This is a genomic window from Vreelandella sulfidaeris (assembly GCF_042429665.1).
GTDB lineage: Bacteria > Pseudomonadota > Gammaproteobacteria > Pseudomonadales > Halomonadaceae > Vreelandella.
Genome location: NZ_JBHMAC010000011.1, coordinates 113,079 through 132,439, shown reverse-complemented (window position 1 = coordinate 132,439; position 19,361 = coordinate 113,079). Strand labels below are relative to the sequence as shown.

Genomic DNA, 19,361 nt, shown 5'->3' with positions numbered 1-19,361 from the left:
GCGTGGACGACACCACACCTATTGAGCTTTATGACTTGGGTCGGCAAAAGTACCAGCCGGTATGGGAGGCAATGCGCGCGTTGACCGATACGCGCGATGCTCAGACACCCGATCAGTTTTGGTTAGTAGAACATGACCCAGTATTTACCCAGGGTCAGGCCGGCAAGCCAGAGCATTTACTGCTGCCGGGTGATATCCCGGTCGTGCACACTGACCGTGGTGGCCAGGTAACGTATCACGGCCCTGGTCAAGTGGTGCTGTATCCGCTGTTGGATGTGCGGCGGAGCAGCATCGGCGTGCGCGATTTAGTTACTGCGTTGGAGCGCGCGGTAATTGAGGTATTGGGTCTTTACGGGGTAAGCGCCCGGGCCAAGCCAGACGCGCCAGGGGTCTATGTGGATACCGCGATGGGAGAGGCAAAAATTGCCTCGCTTGGGCTAAGAATTCGGCGCGGAGCCAGTTTTCATGGGGTCGCACTTAATGTAGATGGCGACCTGAGCCCTTTCTTGCGCATTAACCCCTGTGGTTATGCGGGCATGTCGATGGCGAAGTTAGCTGACTTGGTTGATCTTCCAGTGCCGCATCAGGTTGGCAAACAGTTGGCTGACTCATTAGCTCATCAGTTAAAGCGCACCCTGGTGAGCATTAATCGTTCGCCGCTATTGCCTCATCAACCGCAGTAATAGTGAACACTGAATAGCAGCGTTTAGTGACAGCCAGCCAGCGGTCACTAAACGCATGTGCCTGCTTAACCGACGCTCAACGTTGGAATCAGGTTGGGATTGGTTGGCTCTTCTTGGCCTGGAATGGCGGCTGGCGAGGCCAGGCCCAGGTTGTTCTTCTCGAAAACTCGATCCGCGCGATAGCTTGAGCGTACTAGCGGACCTGAAGGAACCTCCATAAAGCCTTTTTCCAAACCAATGACGCGGTACCGGTCAAACTCTTCAGGCGTAACCCAGCGCTCGACATCCAGGTGGTACTTGGTTGGGCGAAGATACTGGCCTAACGTCACGATATCGACACCTATTTCGCGAAGATCATCGAACGTTTGCAAAATTTCTTCATCTGTTTCACCCAGCCCCAGCATCAGGCTGGTTTTGGTGATGATGTCAGGGCGGTAGCGTTTTGCATGGGCAAGTACGTCTAGCGTTTTGCGATAACCCGCTCGGCGGTCACGGACACGGCCGGTCAAGCGCTCAACGGTTTCCACGTTTTGAGCAAATACCTGTAAGCCAGAATCGACGACGCGTTCAATGGCCGCAAGTTCACCGTCAAAGTCGGGGGTCAGGGCTTCTACGACTACGTCTGGAGTACGTGCCTTAATGGCACGGATGCAGTTGGCGTAATGGGTAGCTCCACCATCATCCAGATCATCACGGTCCACTGACGTCAGTACGATATAACGCAGGCCCATTAACTCCACTGATTTAGCGGTATTGTCAGGCTCTTCTTTATCTAACCAGCCCTGTGGGTTGCCTGTATCAACCGCGCAGAAACGACAGGCGCGGGTGCAGACCGATCCCATGAGCATGATGGTGGCCGTACCGTTGCTCCAACACTCGCCCATATTAGGACAGTGGGATTCGGCACAGACGGTGCTTAGTCGGTGAGTGGCGACATTTTTTTTGACGGCCTCAAAGCGCTCTCCCCCTGGTATCTGGGCGCGGAGCCATTTGGGCTTACGTTCTAGAGAAGGGGCCTCTGCCTGCGCTTTGCGCTGCTTCATGCCATCCTTGATCACCGTCATGCCATGTTCGTTACGGTATTTTTCACCGCTAGAGACACGCTGCGAGGGGGTATTGCTCATAGGGACAGAGCCTCTCTTCTGTGCGGTAGGCCGAATGAGTGAGCGGGCGTAAACGCCTTACTTGGCCTACCATTTAATACGTGGTTTGCGCGATATTTTATCGTGCTTATAACGTCTAATGTAACATATTTCGCCGTTAACAAGACACCGCCCACCGTCATGGGGATTAGTGGGGCAGCATGGGTAGACAGGCAACGCCATGGCTGGGTAGCGGGCTGGAGGGCGCCTGGAAATAGCGGCGATAATCGGCTAAATGTTCACGAATAAAACTTAAAAAAAGTTCAGCCACCGGCGTGGGAAAGCGCTCTCGCGTATAAACCGTGCACCAGGAGCGGTGTATGGGAAAATCAGGAAGCTCCAACTCCACCAGTAGTTTTTGCTCAAGCTCAAGCTGAACCGCCAGGCGGGGAAGGACCGCAACGCCCAAGTGGGCCATCACGCCGCCTTTAATCGCCTCGTTGGTCCCTAGTTCAATTGTATGGGAAAGGGCGATCTGTTGGTTGGCGGCCATTTGCTCGAAAGCGTTGCGTACGCCTGAGCCTGGCTCGCGCATGAGCACGTAATGGCGAGCGAAGTCTGCCAGTGATGGCTCGGGCATAGACAGCAGCGGATGCTCAGGCCAAACGACGGCGATCAGTTCATTATCAAGTATTGGCATAACGACCAGGCGTTCGTCTTCAGGCACCATGGCCATAATCACAAGGTCATCTTGCTGTTCTGCCAACCTCTCCAGCGCCTGGCTGCGGTTACATACTTTTAGACGCACATGAACGTCAGGGTAGTGAGCCCGAAACCGGGCGAGCAAGTAGGGCACTACGTATTGGGCAGATGACACTGCCGCAATATTAAGCTCGCCGCTAATTTTGCCGTTAATAGTGGATAGGTTCATTTGCAGGCGTGAAAGCTGGCCAAAAATTTCACGCGTCGAGTGAGCCAGGGTGTCGGCAGCGGGAAGAGTATGGAATATTTTGCCCGCATATTTAAACAGCGCTTGGCCCAGTGTCAGTTCGAGTTGACGTATTTGCGCGCTTACCGCTGGCTGGGTAAGCCCTAATTGCTCGGCAGCGCGGGAGTAAGAGCGTTGTTGGTACACCGCCTGAAACACCTGTAGCTGCCGAAAGGTCAGGCGATTGAGCAGAGTAGGGGGCGACATAGCAACCTCATCGTGAGCATCCCTTAATAATGTCAGGATTTAACTCAGTATCAAGCGTCATCGCCAGTAAATACACGCCATTACTGAATCTTTTACATTATTTCAACAGCGGAAAGGCTGTCTAAGTCGTTTTTATCAGCGTTAGGATCGACGCCACGCGCGTAGTGGCCTAAACTATATTGCATTGCAGCATCATTGCTTTCGGGTCTGATGCCGGTTCATCAACCCACGGGAGAACCTATGAACTTTCTCGCCAATCCTATGTTTCCAGTCAGCGCCTTCACTAGTGCATGGCTTAAGCAAAAAAATGATTCCTCCACGGCGCAGGCTAGTGACGCCATGGCTTCTTTTGTCGACCCATTTGGTGTTGGGCGTGCCGCCGTGAGCTACTGGCGCGACAGCGTTGAGCGCAGCGTCTTGTATCTGGATGTCATGCGTCAACGTGGCAATCAGTACCTTGAGCATATGGAGCAGACCAAGCCCAATGTGTTGGGGTTTGATACTGAAGTGCTAATGGACGGCCGGACGCTGCCACGCCCCACCAACTATGAGCTGATGCGCGTGCTGCCCAAGGAAGGGACTGAGATAGATCCCCAAAAACGTCCTTTCGTGGTGGTGGATCCACGTGCGGGCCACGGGCCAGGGATTGGCGGATTTAAGCCTGACAGCGAGTTGGGGGTCGCGCTTAAAGCAGGGCATCCCTGCTACTTCATAGGGTTTTTACCGTTTCCAGAGCCAGGCCAAACGGTTGAAGACGTCGTTGAGTCTGAAATAGCGTTTTTGCGCCATGTGATTGAACTGCACCCAGAAACTACCGAAAAGCCAATGGTGGTGGGTAATTGCCAAGCAGGTTGGCAACTGATGATGGCAGCTGCCCTGGAGCCGGACGTATTTGGACCTATTCTGATTGCCGGTGCGCCGCTTTCATACTGGGCGGGCGAGCATGGCAAGGCGCCCATGCGCTATACCGGAGGGATGACTGGCGGGAGCTGGATAACCGCGTTTACCAGCGACATGGGCGACGGTCTTTTTGACGGTGCTTGGCTGGTGCAAAACTTTGAGCGACTCAATCCCGCCAATACCTATTGGAAAAAGCAGTATCATCTTTACGACAATGTCGATACTGAAGCAGGTCGCTATCTCGACTTCGAGCGCTGGTGGGGCGGGCACGTTGTGTTGGGCGGCGAAGAGATCCAATACATTGTCGATAATCTATTCGTTGGCAACCGGCTCTCAACGGCACAGTTGGTGACTCGCGACGGTCGTCGTATTGACCTGCGTAATGTGCGCTCTCCCGTGGTGGTGTTCTGCTCGCGTGGTGACGATATTACCCCGCCTCCTCAAGCACTCGGCTGGATTCGTGATCTTTACGAAAACGAAGACGACATCATTGCTAACGATCAGACGATTGTGTATTGCCAGCATGACACCACCGGCCATCTAGGGATTTTTGTATCGGGCAGCGTATCGCGTAAAGAGCATACTGAATTTACGGCGAACATGGATTATATCGACGTTATGCCGCCAGGGTTGTATGAAACGGCTATCACGCCAGCTGAAAAAGGCGCTGACGCTGACTTGTATGAGCGTGATTACCTGCTTGAATTTATGCCGCGCAATTTTGAAGAATTAGATCGTGCGGTGATGCATAAGCCTGAAGACGACCGTCGATTTGCGACGGTGGCGCGTATTTCAGAAATTAACCTTGGGTTGTACCGGCTATTTCTACAGCCCTGGTTAAAAGCCACGATAACGCCTGAAGCTGCTCGTTGGATTCGCCGTATGCATCCTATCCGCCTGGGCTATAAATTACTTTCTGATCGTAATCCATTGTCAGTCCCATTGCCGGTAATGGCTGAAATGGTACGTAAAAACCGCCACCAGGTGTCGTCTGAGAATATATTTAAAGCCTTTGAATCCATGGGGTCTGACCAACTGGTCGCTAGCCTCAATGCCATTCGCGATGTGCGTGATAGCTCGACTGAAAAGGTATTTATGAACGTCTATGGCCAGCCGCTGTTGCAGGCTGCCGTGGGCTTGTATGGAGACGCTCATGTCCATCGCCGTCGTCCGGGTGCTGAACCCGAACACCGTCGCTTCGTAGAGCAGCGCCAGCACACTTTGGGTGAGAAATATGCCCAAGGCGGCCCCCATGAAGCGGTGATGCGTTCACTTATTTATGTGTTAGGCGGTTCACCAACCACCGATGAGCGAAACTTTAAACGCCTGCGTGCCTCGCGTGCTGAGCTTGAGCCTGGTATCAAGCTAAGTGAGTTTAAACATCTGGTTCGAGAACAGTTCTTCATGTTGAAGCTGGATCGTGAACAAGCATTGAATTCGCTGCCTGTTTTGTTGGATGGGCAAACCAATGAAGCGATTGACGGCTATATTCAACATCTTGACCACGTATTCGCCGCTAGTGGTGAGATGACGAAGAACTCTGCTGATCGCTTTACTCAGATCAAGGCCCTGTTTGATAAAGCAAGGCCCAGGCAAGCCTCCAAGTCGGCTAATGCCAACGCGGCACAGGCACCCACAGCAAGCGTTGAGGCAACGCCTACTCAGCCTGCTCAGAAGAAAACCGCTGCCAAGCCAAAAACCGTCGCCAAGCCGAACGCCGATACGAAATCCAAAACCGACACTCGCTCTAGAAACGATAACAAGCCACAGGCTACGACCAAGCCGAAGGCCTCTGAACAGGCAAAAGCTGGCGCCAACGCATCTGACAAGTCTAATGACTTGACGAACCAAGCCTCGGTGACTGAGAGCAAGGTAAAGGATGAGGCGAGTCAGTCTGCTTCTAAGAAGTCGACCGTGACCTCGACGCCAGAGGCGACCTCGAGCGATACAAAGACCAATGCTAAAAGTACCACTGACACGCGTAAAAAAGAGCCAACCAAGCGCTAAAACAGTACGTTAATGTCAATCGCCCCCGCCAATTTGGTGGGGGCGATTTGTCTGCTGCACGACCTTTTGGGTTGCCGTAACGTCGGTGGCAGTCTAGTGTCTAGCTACTATTTGTCTGAAATCGAAGGATCCATCCCGCGCATTGCTTGCTACTAGCGCTTAGCCAAGGGCTGAGTTAGGGTAGGCGCATTTTTTTCATCCGTATCTTTTGGGGGGATGGTTTATCCCAACGATGCGGTACCGAATTCAGAGCACGCGCTAGACAGCCCGTGCATTAGGAAAGTGGAGCACTATGGGCAAGTCACTGGTCATCGTCGAATCGCCAGCGAAAGCGAAGACGATTAATAAATATCTCGGCAACGATTTCATCGTGAAGTCGAGCGTGGGCCACATACGTGACCTGCCGACCAGCGGCTCAGGTAAGGCAGCCTCCGACCCCAAGGAGCGCGCACGCCAAGCCGCAGCGACACGTAAGATGTCGGCAGAAGAAAAAGCAGAATATAAAAAGCGCAAAAGCCAGGATCAGCTAATCCGGCGTATGGGTATCGATCCTAACAATGGTTGGGAAGCCCACTACGAAGTATTACCTGGTAAAGAGAAAGTCGTCGCTGAACTTAAAAAGTTGGCTGAGAAAGCAGACGCCGTTTATCTTGCAACGGATTTGGATCGCGAGGGTGAAGCGATTGCTTGGCATCTGCGCGAGACTATCGGCGGTGATGATAACCGTTATAAGCGTGTTGTATTTAACGAAATTACTAAAAATGCGATTCAAGATGCTTTTAAAGCACCGGGCGCACTCAATATTCCCCGTGTAGAAGCGCAGCAGGCGCGGCGTTTCCTCGACCGAGTCGTAGGCTTCATGCTGTCGCCCTTGCTATGGGCGAAAGTGGCACGAGGGCTGTCAGCTGGCCGTGTGCAATCCGTCGCGGTTCGACTGATCGTTGAGCGTGAGCGGGAAATCCGGGCTTTTATTCCTGAAGAGTTCTGGGATGTACATGCCGACTTAGCCTCACCCGAGGGCGAGCTCGTTCGTTTCGCGCTGGTACGCCAAGAGGGTAAAGCCTTCAGACCGACCTCTGAAAAAGATACCCTGGCGCGTATTGAGCAGCTTAGAAAAGCCAAGCTGGCCATTACCTCTCGCGAAGATAAACCCACCAGTTCCAAGCCCACTGCTCCTTTTATTACCTCTACGCTGCAGCAGGCGGCCAGCGGTCGGTTAGGGTTTTCTGTTAAAAAGACCATGACCATGGCCCAGCGTCTCTACGAGGCGGGCTATATTACCTATATGCGAACCGACTCCACCAACTTGTCTAAAGATGCCGTGGAAGGGGTGCGCAGTTACATAGACAACGAGTTCGGCAAGCGCTACCTGCCTGAAACGCCTAATCGCTACAGCAGCAAAGAGAGCGCCCAAGAGGCACACGAGGCTATTCGACCTTCAAGTGTTGAGCGTAAAGCGTCCGACCTGGCTGGAATGGAGCGTGATGCCGAGCGCCTTTATGAACTGATTTGGCGTCAGTTCGTGGCCTGCCAAATGACGCCTGCCGAGTATCTGTCGAGCACCTTGAGTGCCGAGGTCGATGGTTATGAGCTGCGTGCTAAAGGCCGTGTGCTCAAGTTTGACGGCTATACCCGTGTCATGAAGCCCAGCGGCAAGAATGAGGATCAGAGCTTACCTGATTTGCCAAAGGGTACGCCCATGGCGCTCAATGCGCTGGATCCTCAGCAGCACTTTACCAAGCCCGCGCCGCGTTATACCGAAGCGAGCCTAGTGAAAGAGTTGGAAAAGCAAGGAATCGGTCGTCCCTCGACGTACGCGTCGATCATTTCAACGATCCAGGATCGCGGTTATGTAAAGCTGGAGAATCGACGCTTTTATGCTGAGAAGCTGGGCGATATCGTTACTGAGCGACTTAAAGAGTCGTTTCCGGACCTGATGGATTTCTCGTTTACGGCCCGCATGGAAGACAGCCTGGATGAAGTCGCAGAAGGAGAGCGCAATTGGCAGGCATTACTGGACGCCTTCTATGGTGAGTTCCGCGAAGAGCTTGCCAAAGCTGAGAGCGATGACGGTATGCGGCCTAATCAGCCTGTGCCCACCAATATCGATTGCCCAAAATGTGGCCGTCATATGCAGATTCGCACTGCTTCGACAGGCGTTTTTCTGGGCTGTAGCGGCTATAACCTCCCTCCCAAGGAGCGCTGCAAAACCACCATTGATTTGATTCCAGGTGAAGAAGCCGTTGCCGAAGACGCCGGCGAAGAGGCCGAAACCAATGCGTTGCGGGCCAAGCGTCGCTGCCCAAAATGTGGCACGGCGATGGATAACTACCTGATCGATGAAACGCGCAAGCTGCACATTTGTGGCAACAGCCCTGATTGTGACGGCTACGAAGTGGAAAGCGGCAAATTCAAGATCAAAGGCTATGACGGCCCGGTGATTGAGTGCGACAAGTGTGGCTCAGAAATGCAGTTGAAATCTGGCCGCTTTGGCAAGTATTTTGGGTGTACCAACAGTGAATGCAAAAATACCCGCAAGCTGTTGAAGAGCGGGGAAGTGGCGCCGCCAAAAATGGATCCTATTCCAATGCCGGAGCTTGAGTGCCAAAAAGTTGAAGATCATTACGTGCTTCGCGATGGCGCCAGCGGGCTCTTTTTAGCCGCGAGTAAGTTTCCCAAAAATCGCGAAACGAGGCCACCGCTGGTCAAAGAGCTCAAAGCACATGCCGACGAGCTGCCTGAAAAGTATCATTTTATACTTAAAGCGCCCAGCGAAGACCCGGATGGACGTCCCGCTCAAATACGTTACTCGCGTAAGAGTAAAGAGCAGTACGTGATGACCGACGAAGAGGGCAAGGCGACTGGCTGGAAAGCCATGTTTGATGGCAATAAATGGCAAGTAGAGGACAAGCGTAAGTGACAGCACGTTCGAGGACTAACCAGTTGCTCTACCAGGCAGAGTTGCTTGCCAACCTGCCTGGAGGGGATGATGAACATGCCCCTTCACGCCAGATGGCGCTTGAGGAGGGCGCGCTAGCGCTCTTTGAACTGGCACTATCGTCGCTTTTACGTGAAGTCACTGAGCACGCTCGTTTGCCGGAACACCGCTGGCAAGTGTTGCTGTCCCAGGATGGGCCTGCGCTTGCGGAATTGCAGCGACTGCGCGACTTAGCGTCCCAACCCGAGAGTTGGGTGAGCTGGCTGGTCACCCAGCTTGAACGCCTGCATAGCGACAAAGGTGCCGCGCAGCGCGTTACCGTTAATCCGGCACTCATTGCGCTGGGAGGCCAGGCGGATTTTCGCCAACAGCTGCTTGATAATATTCAGGCTGCCAAACGTGAAATAAGTGCTTTGCGCGAAACCAGCCTAGAGTGGTAGAAGTAATACGCTCTTGGATTCGTTATACGGTCAAGTAAGCACCACGAGAAGGAGATCATGATGCGCTACAACCAGGTTAAAGATTTAGTTGAGTGGGCGGCAGGTTTTCACACGCGGATGGCGCGTCAGTATGGCGAGGCCGCTGAAAATGCTGATAATGAGCGCTTAAAGATGGCGTTAGATTACTTGGCTAGCCGTGAGCTGCAGATGAAAACGGGGCTTGAAGACCTGTTTCATGATAGTACGGACCAATCCGAAGTGTTGGAGACATGGTTCGATGAATCTGGTGAGTTTCCTGAGCCTCCCGAGCTGGATCGTCTTGCGGAGCAATCGGTCACTGGTTCGATAGATGATGCGATGGAAACGGCTACGACCGCACACCAGCGTTTGCAAGCAATGTATGAGCATCGTGCTTTACGTGCCAGGATTAAACCCGAAGCAGAGTTTTTTGACTCGCTAGCGGAAGGACATAATGCTGAGATACGCAAGATGGTTGCCAGCATAGAAGAGCTAAAGGGCCTTTAATGAGGCGGTATGCGAGCTTAGTGGTGACAAGCGCATTGGTCATTGAGCGTGAGCTAATGACGAAATTACTAACGTCGAATGACGGAATAAGGTATAACAGCCTCCTGATGTATCTAATTGATCAATCAAAGGCTAATGTGTCGAGAGTGCCCTGTTTCGAGAGCAATCATGTTTTTAGTTAATCGCCGTCAATTCTTAGCCATGGCGCTTAGTTTACCCGCCGTTGCTAGCGCCCATGCCTCTTTCATTGGTGAAGCTGGCACAGCGGATCTCATTGAGACAATGCTGGTTCGCGCGCCTGTGCCACGCCATACGAATGAGCTGTGGGTGCTGGTGGATGATCAAGAGGCAACGTTGAGTGTCTTTCGTGGCAATGCGCTACTGGAACGCTTTGAGCCTATATCGCTTGGCCGTGCCGGGGCAAAAACGCAACGAGTTAGAGGCGATAATGTCACCCCCAAAGGCGAGTTTCGTATTAACCGTTTTAACTACGAAAGCCAATGGCGTACTTTCATGAGCCTTGATTATCCCTCGCCTGCGCACGCTCGCATGGCGCTGGATAAAGGAATTTATTCGCAAACTGATTACGAACAATACTTCGATTACTACCGACGTACCGGCCAGCCACCGCAAAATACCGCCCTGGGTGGGGCGATTGGTATTCATGGTCTGGGGCGCGCTGATCCAGAGGTTCATGGGCGCTTCCATTGGACCCAGGGGTGTGTTGCCGTTACCAACGAACAAATAGACCGCTTAGCAGAACTCGTAGGTGTTGGCACTCGAGTAGTGATCCGTTAAGCTGATGTCGTTGAAGGAAGTTCGAGGTTTTAAATACATGGCTATAGACAACCGCTGTGGTCTATTATAAAACAGCGTTTGACTTGCGTGCTTCACAGCACCAGTCATTGTAAAGAACCTGCACCGCAGGTAGACAAAGCTAAACTAATTAATTAGCCTTATCTTTGTCATACCATTAACGTAGTACCCAAGGACGACTCAAGGAGAACATTATGACTTTGAAAACTACTCTGAAGATGACTGCTGCTGCCGCTTCTCTGGCAATTCTTGCTGGTTGTGCTTCTACCAGCGCTCTGGAAGAAGTTCGCATGACTGCAGAATCTGCACAAGCTGACGCTGCAGAAGCACGTAGCATGGCTTCACAAGCAATGAACACTGCTAACCAAGCTCAGCGCGACGCGCAAGCTGCCCTGCAGATGTCTGAGCAGAGCCGTGAAGAAATGAACCGTCAGTTCCAGCGTTCCATGCAGAAGTAATTCTGCCTGGAGCTGTTGTGGAGTCTCTCGACTCTCTCAGCAGTTGCTGTATGAAAGTCGTAGTTAGTTAGGTAAGTGTTTTTGCCGCTAGCTATGCTAAAAACCCCGCCTCGGCGGGGTTTTTGGTTTTAGGACTCTTAGTTTAGGACTCTTGGTTAGCAGAGGAGGAGGCGCTTAGCTCAACCTCGTTGATCAGCTTCACCGGTTCTGGTTCAGGCTCAAGTTCGGGTGCTTGGGGGCCATAAAGCGCAATAAACTGCCCATCGGGCGCTTCTACGGCGCGTTCGATCTGTGCCGAGTCTATCTCAATGTTGTTTTCAGTCAGCGCGTTGACCCGCTCCAGAGCGTTCAGTAGCGGCTCAAAGTCCCCTACATTCTCTTGTAGCTGCGGGAAGGACTGAACAAACAGTGTCCCGTCAGCCGCCCAGCCTGCTTTAAAGGGCGCATCCATCAAGTTGACCTGGGTGCCACTCGGAAGGCGCTCATAAAGCGACTTAATGTCTTCTGGGTACATACGAATACAGCCACGGCTGACGCGCATGCCTACGCCATCTGGGCGGTTGGTGCCATGAATCAGATAGCTCGGCATGGCGAGCAATATAGCGTGTTCTCCCAGGGGATTGTCCGGGCCTGGCGGAACGACCGACGGTGCAGGATCTCCACGCTCGGCTGCTTCGCGACGCATGGAGGCGGGCGGTGCCCAGGCGGGGTCTTTCACCTTGACCGTCGTCCGCGTTATACCCACCGGGGTGGCGAACTCTTCACGACCGACGCTGACCGGGTAGGTCTCGACGATTCCCGGTTTGTTGGCGGGATAGTAATAAAGGCGCAGTTCCGAGAGGTTAACCACTACACCTTCCCGTGGGGCAGGAGGCAGAATATATTTGGCTGGAATGACCACTTCAGTGCCAACACCCGGTACCCAAAGGCTGACATCAGGGTTGGCCATGCGGATTTCTTCATAGCCAATATTATGGCGCCGAGCGATATCGATCAGCGTCTGCTCGGGGTCTTCTACGATAACCGTGTAGTGCTCCCCTATCACGTCTCCTTGTTCAGGGAGGCGGAAGTGGCCACGCGGCAGCTCATCCTGGTCCGCGACTTGAGCAGCGCTATCAACCGCATCAATGCTGATGTCTGCCTGCGGTTGCGTCTGTTCTTGAGACTGTTCTTTAGATTGTTCTTGAGACTGTTCTTGGGAGCGTTCTTGAGGCTGCTCCTGAACCTGTGGATCGGCTTGGGTAGCAGCCTGTTGCGCAAAAGCGGGACTCGACAAGCTGGCGGCGAGTAACACTGCCAGACTGGTGGGGCCCCATAGGGTAAAGGTATCGCGAATGTTCATGGACGTTCCTAATATGTTAATTCACTGCTGATGCGCGTTGGGCCACAGGAGTTGAATCATGGGTGCTGATCAACTGGGGAGTGGCTAGGGTTAAGTTTGCCCCAAGGCTCACGCCGCCGCTACTTTTTGATTAAGCATGCTGAGTAGCTTTTCAAGCTGCTCAAAACGCTTGTCGACACTTTCCATCGGTAATTCAAATCGTAACGTATCCGACCCATCTAAGCGGTAATGTTTCGGATGGGTCTGAATAAGGTTCACCAGCGTTAATGGATCTACTTGGGTGCTGCCGTCAAACAGCACTCGACCACGGCTTTCGCCAGCTTCGATCTTGCTAATACCTAACTGCTCGGCACGATGCCGTAGCTTGGTCTGTCGTATTAAATTCTTCAGCGATGCGGGTAGCAGGCCAAAACGATCAATTAACTCTACTTGCAGCTCTTTGAGTTCATTATCGCTTTGTGTGTTGGCAATGCGCTTGTAGATGACTAGCCGCTGTTGCACATCATGAATGTAATCATTCGGAATCAATGCTGGCAAATTAAGACTAATTTCTACGCCGGTGTTGAAGGGGGCGTCGATATTAGGCGTCTTGCCTGCCCGAATGGCCTTGACCGCACGATCTAGCATTTCCATATAGAGCGTGTAGCCAATGGTTTCCATCTGGCCGCTCTGTTCATCGCCTAATAGTTCGCCCGCACCGCGAATTTCCATGTCGTGACTTGCGAGTGTGAAACCAGCGCCTAAATCGTCCGAAGCGCTTATCGCCTCCAAACGTTTAATGGCATCTCTGGTCATGGCTTTGGGAGGCGGTGTTAACAGATAGGCGTAAGCTTGGTGGTGACTGCGACCGACCCGGCCACGCAACTGATGTAGCTGTGCTAAACCAAATTTATCGGCACGCTCGATAATAATGGTATTGGCACTGGGAACATCAATACCTGTTTCAATAATAGTCGAGCATACCAGCACATTAAAGCGGCGGTGGTAAAAGTCCGACATAATACGCTCCAGGCTGCGTTCCGGTAGTTGCCCATGGGCAACGCCTACGCGTGCTTCAGGAACCAGTTCGCGTATTTTTTCTGCGCTGTTTTCGATCGTTTTTACTTCGTTATGCAGCACATAAACCTGACCGCCGCGAAGTATTTCACGCAGCAGGGCCTCTTTGACGATGCTGGCATCGTGCTGCTGCACAAAGGTTTTAACAGAAAGGCGCCGCGCAGGAGGCGTTGCAATGATGGACAGGTCACGAATGCCGCTCATGGCCATGTTCAGCGTGCGTGGAATAGGCGTGGCGGTCAGCGTCAGAATATCAATTTCAGCGCGAAGCGTTTTAAGCTTCTCTTTTTGGGCCACCCCAAAGCGATGCTCTTCATCAATAATGAGCAGGCCCATTTTGGGGAGCTCAACGCTCTTGGAGAGCAGTTTGTGGGTGCCAATAACGATATCCGTTTGACCGTTTTTGATGCTTTCCAGCGTTTGGCTGGTATCTTTTCCGCTGGTGAAGCGAGAGATCAAGCCAATGTTGACGGCTGTATCGGCAAATCGGTCTCGGAAGTTCTCAAAATGCTGGCGGGCCAGTAGCGTCGTAGGGACTAACACGACTACCTGTCGGCCGGATTGAACCGCAATAAAGGCCGCGCGCATGGCGACTTCCGTTTTGCCAAACCCTACGTCGCCGCAAACAACGCGATCCATAGGCTGAGGAGAGGTCATGTCGCTTATTACCGACTCAATCGCTGCATGCTGGTCGGCGGTCTCTTCAAACGGGAAGTTTCCAGCAAAGCGAAGGTACTCATCTCCCGGTGATTCGTAGACGACGCCTTGCTGAGCTTCCCGACGAGCGTAAATATCCAATAGCTCGGCAGCGGTGTCGCGTATCTTCTCAGCGGCCTTGCGACGGGCTTTTTCCCACTGGTCCGAACCAAGCTTATGGAGGGGCGCCAGCTCGTCATCGGCGCCGCTATAGCGCGAAATGAGGTGCAGGCTATCAACCGGAACATAAAGTTTGGCACCATCAGCGTAAGAGAGAGCGAGAAACTCGCTTGCCTGCCCACCCGCCTCCAGCGTTTCCAACCCTAAATAACGGCCCACTCCGTGCGCTTGATGTACCACGGGGGCACCTTCACGCAGCTCTGATAAATGGCGTACCGCCAGTTCATTATCATCAGTGGCTTTTTCGCGTCGCCGGCTTTGGCGTACCACATCGCCAAACAGCTCCGTTTCACTGATGACAGCAATGTTGGGCGTATTGAGCCATAGACCACTGGCAATTAACCCTTCGGTAATGGCATACGCGTGTTGGCTGGTTAGAAAATCTTGAAAGCCATTGATATGCGGGAGCGAAAGCCCTAGCGGAGCCAAAACTTCTTCCAAGGCTTCGCGACGACCCCGCGATTCGGCCACGAAAAGCACGCGCGTTTCAGTGTGGTTTTTTAAGAATGCCCTGAGCTCGCCAAGCGGCTGTTTGGCGCGGGCATTAATGGCCAGCGCTGGCAATGGGGTGGCTTCGGGCTGTTGGGCATGGCGCTGTTCGCTATCGTCAGTCAGCTCGATCCGCGGGCGCGCCTTAATGGCCGAGAAAACGTCGTTAACCGGGAAAAACGCCCGGTGCGGCGGAAGCAGTGGTCGGGTAGGGTCGACACCCAAATTGACATAGCGTGCATCAATCGACTGCCAATGCTGTTCGGCAGCCTGGAAAACACCAGGAAGCAGTGCCACCCGGGTATCGTCGGTCAGGTGGTCGAATAGGGAAGCGGTGTGTTCAAAAAACAGCGGTAAATAGTGCTCAAGGCCCGGTGATGGAATACCTTTTAAGGCATCGTTATAAAGCGGGCATTGGCGAGGATCAACATCAAACAGCGTTTCAAATTGCTCTCGGAAACAGGCAATAGCGCTACGGCTTAACGAGTATTCGTGGGCCGGCAATAGTTCCAAAGCGTCGCGTTTGTCCGTGGACCGTTGGCTGCCTGGGTCGAAATGGCGCAGCGTATCGATCTCATCGTCAAACAAGTCGATGCGGATCGGCTCTTCCATGCCCATCGCAAATAGATCAATCAGCGCCCCACGCATGGCGTATTCGCCCGGTTCGTAAACAGTTTCAACCGCGCGATAGCCAGCGCGTGAAAGCGATTCACGAAACGTTTCGCGGTTGAGCCGTTCCCCGACCTTTAAGGTCATTACACGCCCGGCAATATATTCAACCGGGGGTAAGCGCTGCATGAGGGTATTGATGGGTACTAAGACAATGCCGCGTACACCATCTTGGAGCTGGCGCAGGGTGCGTAGCCGAGCTGAAACAATATCTTGGTGGGGCGAAAAGCTATCGTACGGCAGCGTTTCCCAGTCGGGGAAAGACAGTACCGGCACATCGCTATAAAAATAAAGGTCTTGTTCGAGGCGCTGGGCGCTGGCCGTATTGGCGGTAATGACCAGCAGCGGGGCATGCGTAGCAACACGCGCCAGTGCCAGGGCTGCTGCGCTGCCCGGCGGCGATGTCCAATATAGCGTGTCGCGAGCCCCGTCAGGCTGAGGCGGTTCGAGCAAAGAAAAAGTAGGCATAAGCTAGATATCGTTTTGCGCTGAAACGGAAAGAGGATCATACACGATCACCCGTTTCAGTTAGAGTGCCGCGACGACGGGTAGCGATGTAATCTTTAGTCCGTCGTGATCTTGTAGTCAAATCCACGTTTCTGTAATACCCCTACATGTTGTGCGACTATCCATTCATTGCGACCGCTGGGCTGGCCCCGGATAATGACCAACGAATTTTCAGTTACAAGATGTTTCTAACGCCACGTTTTAACGTCGCGTTTGTTTTATTAAACTGTGGTTACTAACTAGTCCCCCTACCTGATGAGGCCGCACGTGAGTCAGCAAGCTCTCGAAAACGTTTTTCAAGAATGGCAGTGTAACGAAGCCTTGGCAGAGCAGATGATCCCGTTAGTGGGGCAGCTCTATCGTCAGAACAACGTCGTTGCCACCATGTTCGGACGTTCGCTGATCAAGCGGTCGGTTATCCGTATTCTTAAAGATCACCGCTTTGTGCGTAAGCTGGAGGGGACTGAACTCTTTGTTGAGGATACCTATCCCATCATTAAAGGGATGGTGGCGTTAAATCTAGGTCCTGCGCACGTTGATGTGGGCAAGCTGGCGGTTATGTTCAAGCGTCAGGGCGGTGGTGATGTCGAGGCTTTTTTACGTAAAGAGCTTCACGATATTATTGATGGATATCAGCCTGGAGCCAGTACCGGCGAGCCACAAGATGTGGTGCTTTATGGGTTTGGCCGTATCGGGCGGTTGTTGGCTCGGGTAATGATCGAAAAAGCCGGGGGCGGTAATTTGCTACGGCTGCGTGCGATCGTTGTGCGTGGTCGGGGTGATGTTGCAAAAGATCTGGAAAAACGCGCAAGCTTGCTGCGTCGAGACTCTGTGCATGGTCCGTTTGACGGCACGATCATGGTGGACGCTGAGGCCCGTACACTCATCGTCAATGGCAATGTTATTCAGGTGATATACGCCGACTCACCGAGCGATATTGACTATACCCACTACGATATCAATAATGCAGTAATCGTCGATAATACCGGTATTTGGCGCGATGAAGCTGGCTTGGGCCAGCATCTACAGTGCAAGGGGGCCGCTAAGGCATTGCTGACCGCTCCAGGCAAAGGCGATATTAAAAATATTGTCTATGGCATTAATCATGACAGCATTGGCGATAATGACCTGATTGTGTCTGCTGCCTCATGTACCACCAATGCCATCGTGCCGGTATTAAAGGTACTCAATGACGAGTATGGCGTGGTCAATGGTCACGTTGAAACCGTACATGCCTATACCAACGACCAGAACTTGATCGACAACTACCATAAAGGCGATCGCCGTGGGCGCAGTGCGGCGCTCAACATGGTATTAACCGAGACAGGCGCCGCTAAAGCAGCCGCAAAAGCGCTCCCAGAGCTTGAGGGTAAGCTGACAGGTAACGCTATCCGGGTACCCATTCCTAACGTATCCATGGCGATTTTGAATCTGACGCTCGATAAAACAATCGATGCGGAAGGGCTAAACGACTATTTGCGTCGCATGTCTATTGAGTCCGCTTATCAAAAGCAAATTGATTATGTGGATTCAGCTGAGGTGGTGTCGTCGGATTTCGTTGGCAATCGACATGCCGGTATCGTTGATGCCAAAGCGACCATCGCCAATGGGCATCATGCGGTCATCTACGTATGGTACGACAATGAGTTTGGTTATAGCTGTCAGGTAGTGCGTATTTTGCAGCAGATGTCGAATGTACGTTTTGTAAAGCTGCCGCGATAATAACGCCTATCTTGGCCTGTTGGCGGAACGTAAGGCTAAATAATGAGAGACGCGCCACCTTCGGGTGGCGTTTTTTTATCTTTGTAAAGCAGTTTTCCAATGTATATAGCACTTTTGGCGACCTTCAGGGATGTGGTCATTGGACACGCTTATCTTTATAATGCGATAGATTTTTCGGGGTGGTTCAAGTGTTGCTTGGGCCGGACTGTTAACAATCTGAGCAGAATATTAGAATCCACTGAGCAGAAAAGAAGCTTTCGAACCCCTTACCTTCGTATATCCGATCCAACAACTGGGCGAGACTATGATCGAAGTCAAAAAAGGCCTGGATCTCCCCATCACGGGAGCGCCCGAGCAGCGTATTGAAGATGCGCGACCTGTGCGCCATGTGGCAATCCTGGGTACCGACTATATCGGCATGAAGCCGACCATGGAGGTCCAGGAAGGGGATAAGGTCAAACTAGGCCAATTGCTCTTTACCGATAAGAAAGTTGATGGTGTGCGCTACACAGCGCCTGCTGCCGGTGAAGTGCTTGCAATAAACCGTGGCGAAAAACGACGTTTACTATCTGTGGTAATCAAAATTGACGAAACTGAGGAGGCGATTGAATTCGCGGCTCACGATCGTAATGCATTAGCACAGCTTGAGCGTCAGAAAGTCGTTGACCAACTAGTAGAGTCGGGGCTATGGACGGCATTACGCACGCGTCCTTTCTCACGCACTCCGGCCATCGATAGCACGCCGGCCGATATTTTTGTGACCGCCGTGGATACCCATCCACTTAGCCCCGATCCTGAGCTGATCATTAATGAACAGCCTCAAGCATTCGAAGATGGCCTCAAGGTGTTAGCGCGCCTTACCGAGGGCAACGTCTTCTTGTGCACGGGTGAAAATGCCTCGATTCCAGGTGGCGATGTTGACGGCGTCAAGGCTGAAAGCTTTGCTGGGCCGCATCCTGCCGGTCTAGTGGGCACTCATATTCACTATCTTTCGCCCGTTGCGCTGCACAAAAAGGTTTGGCACATCGGCTACCAGGACGTCATCGCGTTCGGTAAGTTGTTTGTGGAAGGTAAACTGGATATGAGCCGCGTGGTTGCGATTGGTGGCCCGCGTGCCGAGAATCCACGCTTGATACGTTCGCGTATTGGCGCTAGCTTGGAAGAACTACTGGCTGAAGAAGTCATCAAACCCGATGATACTCGTGTTATCTCCGGGTCGGTCTTTTCTGGCTTTACTTCTGAAGGCAAGCTCACTTATCTAGGGCGCTTCAATAATCAAATCAGCCTGCTTGAAGAGGGCAATAAACGCATCTTGATGGGCTGGTTGTCACTTGGCGCAGATCGACATTCGGTGCTGGGTATTTATCTTTCCAGATTTAAAGGGCTGCGTAATTATGCCCCCACCACTTCCACTAATGGTTCCGAGCGGGCCATGGTGCCAGTGGGTTCATACGAAACGGTAATGCCGCTGGATATCATGCCAACTCAGCTACTGCGCTCGTTGATCGTAGGCGACATCGAGGTTGCCATGCAGCTTGGGTGTTTGGAGCTGGACGAAGAAGATTTGGCGCTATGCACGTATGTTTGTCCTGGCAAATACGAATATGGCCCTATCCTGCGTGATAATCTCACCATGATCGAGAAAGAGGCCTGATA

13 protein-coding genes are annotated in these 19,361 nt (G+C 52.6%); 9 read left to right on the top strand and 4 right to left on the bottom strand.

Translation table 11 applies throughout. The features are described from left to right. Positions 1-2 precede the first annotated feature (2 nt). On the top strand, positions 3-683 hold the full coding sequence (lipB, locus tag ACFFLD_RS12500) for a lipoyl(octanoyl) transferase LipB (RefSeq protein WP_386041105.1): 681 nt from the start codon (positions 3-5) through the stop codon (positions 681-683). A gap of 65 nt (positions 684-748) precedes the next feature. On the opposite strand, the gene lipA is transcribed toward lipB, so the two are convergent. Then, complete coding sequence (gene lipA / locus ACFFLD_RS12495) at positions 749-1,807, bottom strand: lipoyl synthase (protein ID WP_386041103.1); 1,059 nt, start codon at positions 1,805-1,807, stop codon at positions 749-751. Between the two features lie 166 nt (positions 1,808-1,973). After that, positions 1,974-2,960: a LysR family transcriptional regulator gene (locus ACFFLD_RS12490; protein WP_386041101.1), complete on the bottom strand. Its 987-nt coding sequence runs from the start codon at positions 2,958-2,960 to the stop codon at positions 1,974-1,976. A gap of 240 nt (positions 2,961-3,200) precedes the next feature. On the opposite strand from ACFFLD_RS12490, the gene ACFFLD_RS12485 reads away from it, so the two are divergent. From ACFFLD_RS12485 to ACFFLD_RS12460, 6 genes are all read left to right on the top strand, one after another. After that, positions 3,201-5,867 (top strand): DUF3141 domain-containing protein, encoded by a 2,667-nt coding sequence (locus ACFFLD_RS12485; protein WP_386041099.1) that lies wholly within the window; start codon positions 3,201-3,203, stop codon positions 5,865-5,867. Between the two features lie 292 nt (positions 5,868-6,159). Continuing rightward, positions 6,160-8,787 carry a type I DNA topoisomerase gene (gene topA, locus ACFFLD_RS12480; RefSeq protein ID WP_386041097.1) on the top strand — a complete coding sequence of 876 codons (2,628 nt, stop codon included), beginning with the start codon at positions 6,160-6,162 and terminating at the stop codon, positions 8,785-8,787. Beyond that, positions 8,784-9,245, top strand: a complete 462-nt coding sequence (locus ACFFLD_RS12475) for a DUF6586 family protein (RefSeq protein ID WP_386041095.1) — start codon at positions 8,784-8,786, stop codon at positions 9,243-9,245. The genes topA and ACFFLD_RS12475 overlap by 4 nt, the downstream gene beginning before the upstream one ends. 60 nt (positions 9,246-9,305) lie before the next feature. Continuing rightward, positions 9,306-9,770 (top strand): 2-hydroxyacyl-CoA dehydratase, encoded by a 465-nt coding sequence (locus tag ACFFLD_RS12470; protein WP_386041546.1) that lies wholly within the window; start codon positions 9,306-9,308, stop codon positions 9,768-9,770. Positions 9,771-9,938: 168 nt separating this feature from the next. After that, positions 9,939-10,568 (top strand): L,D-transpeptidase family protein, encoded by a 630-nt coding sequence (locus ACFFLD_RS12465; RefSeq protein ID WP_386041093.1) that lies wholly within the window; start codon positions 9,939-9,941, stop codon positions 10,566-10,568. Between the two features lie 212 nt (positions 10,569-10,780). After that, the gene (locus ACFFLD_RS12460; RefSeq protein ID WP_386041091.1) at positions 10,781-11,044 is read left to right on the top strand and encodes an Lpp/OprI family alanine-zipper lipoprotein; all 264 of its coding nucleotides are present in this window, start codon (positions 10,781-10,783) and stop codon (positions 11,042-11,044) included. A 142-nt stretch (positions 11,045-11,186) separates the two neighbouring features. Here the strand turns inward: ACFFLD_RS12460 and ACFFLD_RS12455 are convergent, their stop codons facing one another. Together ACFFLD_RS12455 and mfd are read right to left on the bottom strand one after the other, a co-directional pair. Beyond that, a complete protein-coding gene (locus tag ACFFLD_RS12455; protein WP_386041089.1) occupies positions 11,187-12,386 on the bottom strand; it encodes a L,D-transpeptidase family protein in 1,200 nt (399 codons plus the stop codon). A 108-nt stretch (positions 12,387-12,494) separates the two neighbouring features. After that, positions 12,495-15,944 (bottom strand): transcription-repair coupling factor, encoded by a 3,450-nt coding sequence (mfd, locus tag ACFFLD_RS12450; protein WP_386041087.1) that lies wholly within the window; start codon positions 15,942-15,944, stop codon positions 12,495-12,497. A 306-nt stretch (positions 15,945-16,250) separates the two neighbouring features. Between mfd and ACFFLD_RS12445 the strand changes: the two genes are divergently transcribed. Both ACFFLD_RS12445 and ACFFLD_RS12440 read left to right on the top strand, forming a co-directional pair. Continuing rightward, positions 16,251-17,705: a glyceraldehyde-3-phosphate dehydrogenase gene (locus tag ACFFLD_RS12445; protein ID WP_386041084.1), complete on the top strand. Its 1,455-nt coding sequence runs from the start codon at positions 16,251-16,253 to the stop codon at positions 17,703-17,705. A gap of 304 nt (positions 17,706-18,009) precedes the next feature. Beyond that, complete coding sequence (locus ACFFLD_RS12440) at positions 18,010-19,359, top strand: Na(+)-translocating NADH-quinone reductase subunit A (protein ID WP_386041082.1); 1,350 nt, start codon at positions 18,010-18,012, stop codon at positions 19,357-19,359. Positions 19,360-19,361 lie beyond the last annotated feature (2 nt).

Coding starts and splice junctions, on each gene's coding strand:
- lipA (WP_386041103.1), bottom strand. CDS start 1,807: ATGAGCAATACCCCCTCGCAGCGTGTCTCTAGCGGTGAAAAATACCGT.
- ACFFLD_RS12490 (WP_386041101.1), bottom strand. CDS start 2,960: ATGTCGCCCCCTACTCTGCTCAATCGCCTGACCTTTCGGCAGCTACAG.
- ACFFLD_RS12485 (WP_386041099.1), top strand. CDS start 3,201: ATGAACTTTCTCGCCAATCCTATGTTTCCAGTCAGCGCCTTCACTAGT.
- topA (WP_386041097.1), top strand. CDS start 6,160: ATGGGCAAGTCACTGGTCATCGTCGAATCGCCAGCGAAAGCGAAGACG.
- ACFFLD_RS12470 (WP_386041546.1), top strand. CDS start 9,306: ATGCGCTACAACCAGGTTAAAGATTTAGTTGAGTGGGCGGCAGGTTTT.
- ACFFLD_RS12465 (WP_386041093.1), top strand. CDS start 9,939: ATGTTTTTAGTTAATCGCCGTCAATTCTTAGCCATGGCGCTTAGTTTA.
- ACFFLD_RS12460 (WP_386041091.1), top strand. CDS start 10,781: ATGACTTTGAAAACTACTCTGAAGATGACTGCTGCTGCCGCTTCTCTG.
- ACFFLD_RS12455 (WP_386041089.1), bottom strand. CDS start 12,386: ATGAACATTCGCGATACCTTTACCCTATGGGGCCCCACCAGTCTGGCA.
- mfd (WP_386041087.1), bottom strand. CDS start 15,944: ATGCCTACTTTTTCTTTGCTCGAACCGCCTCAGCCTGACGGGGCTCGC.
- ACFFLD_RS12440 (WP_386041082.1), top strand. CDS start 18,010: ATGATCGAAGTCAAAAAAGGCCTGGATCTCCCCATCACGGGAGCGCCC.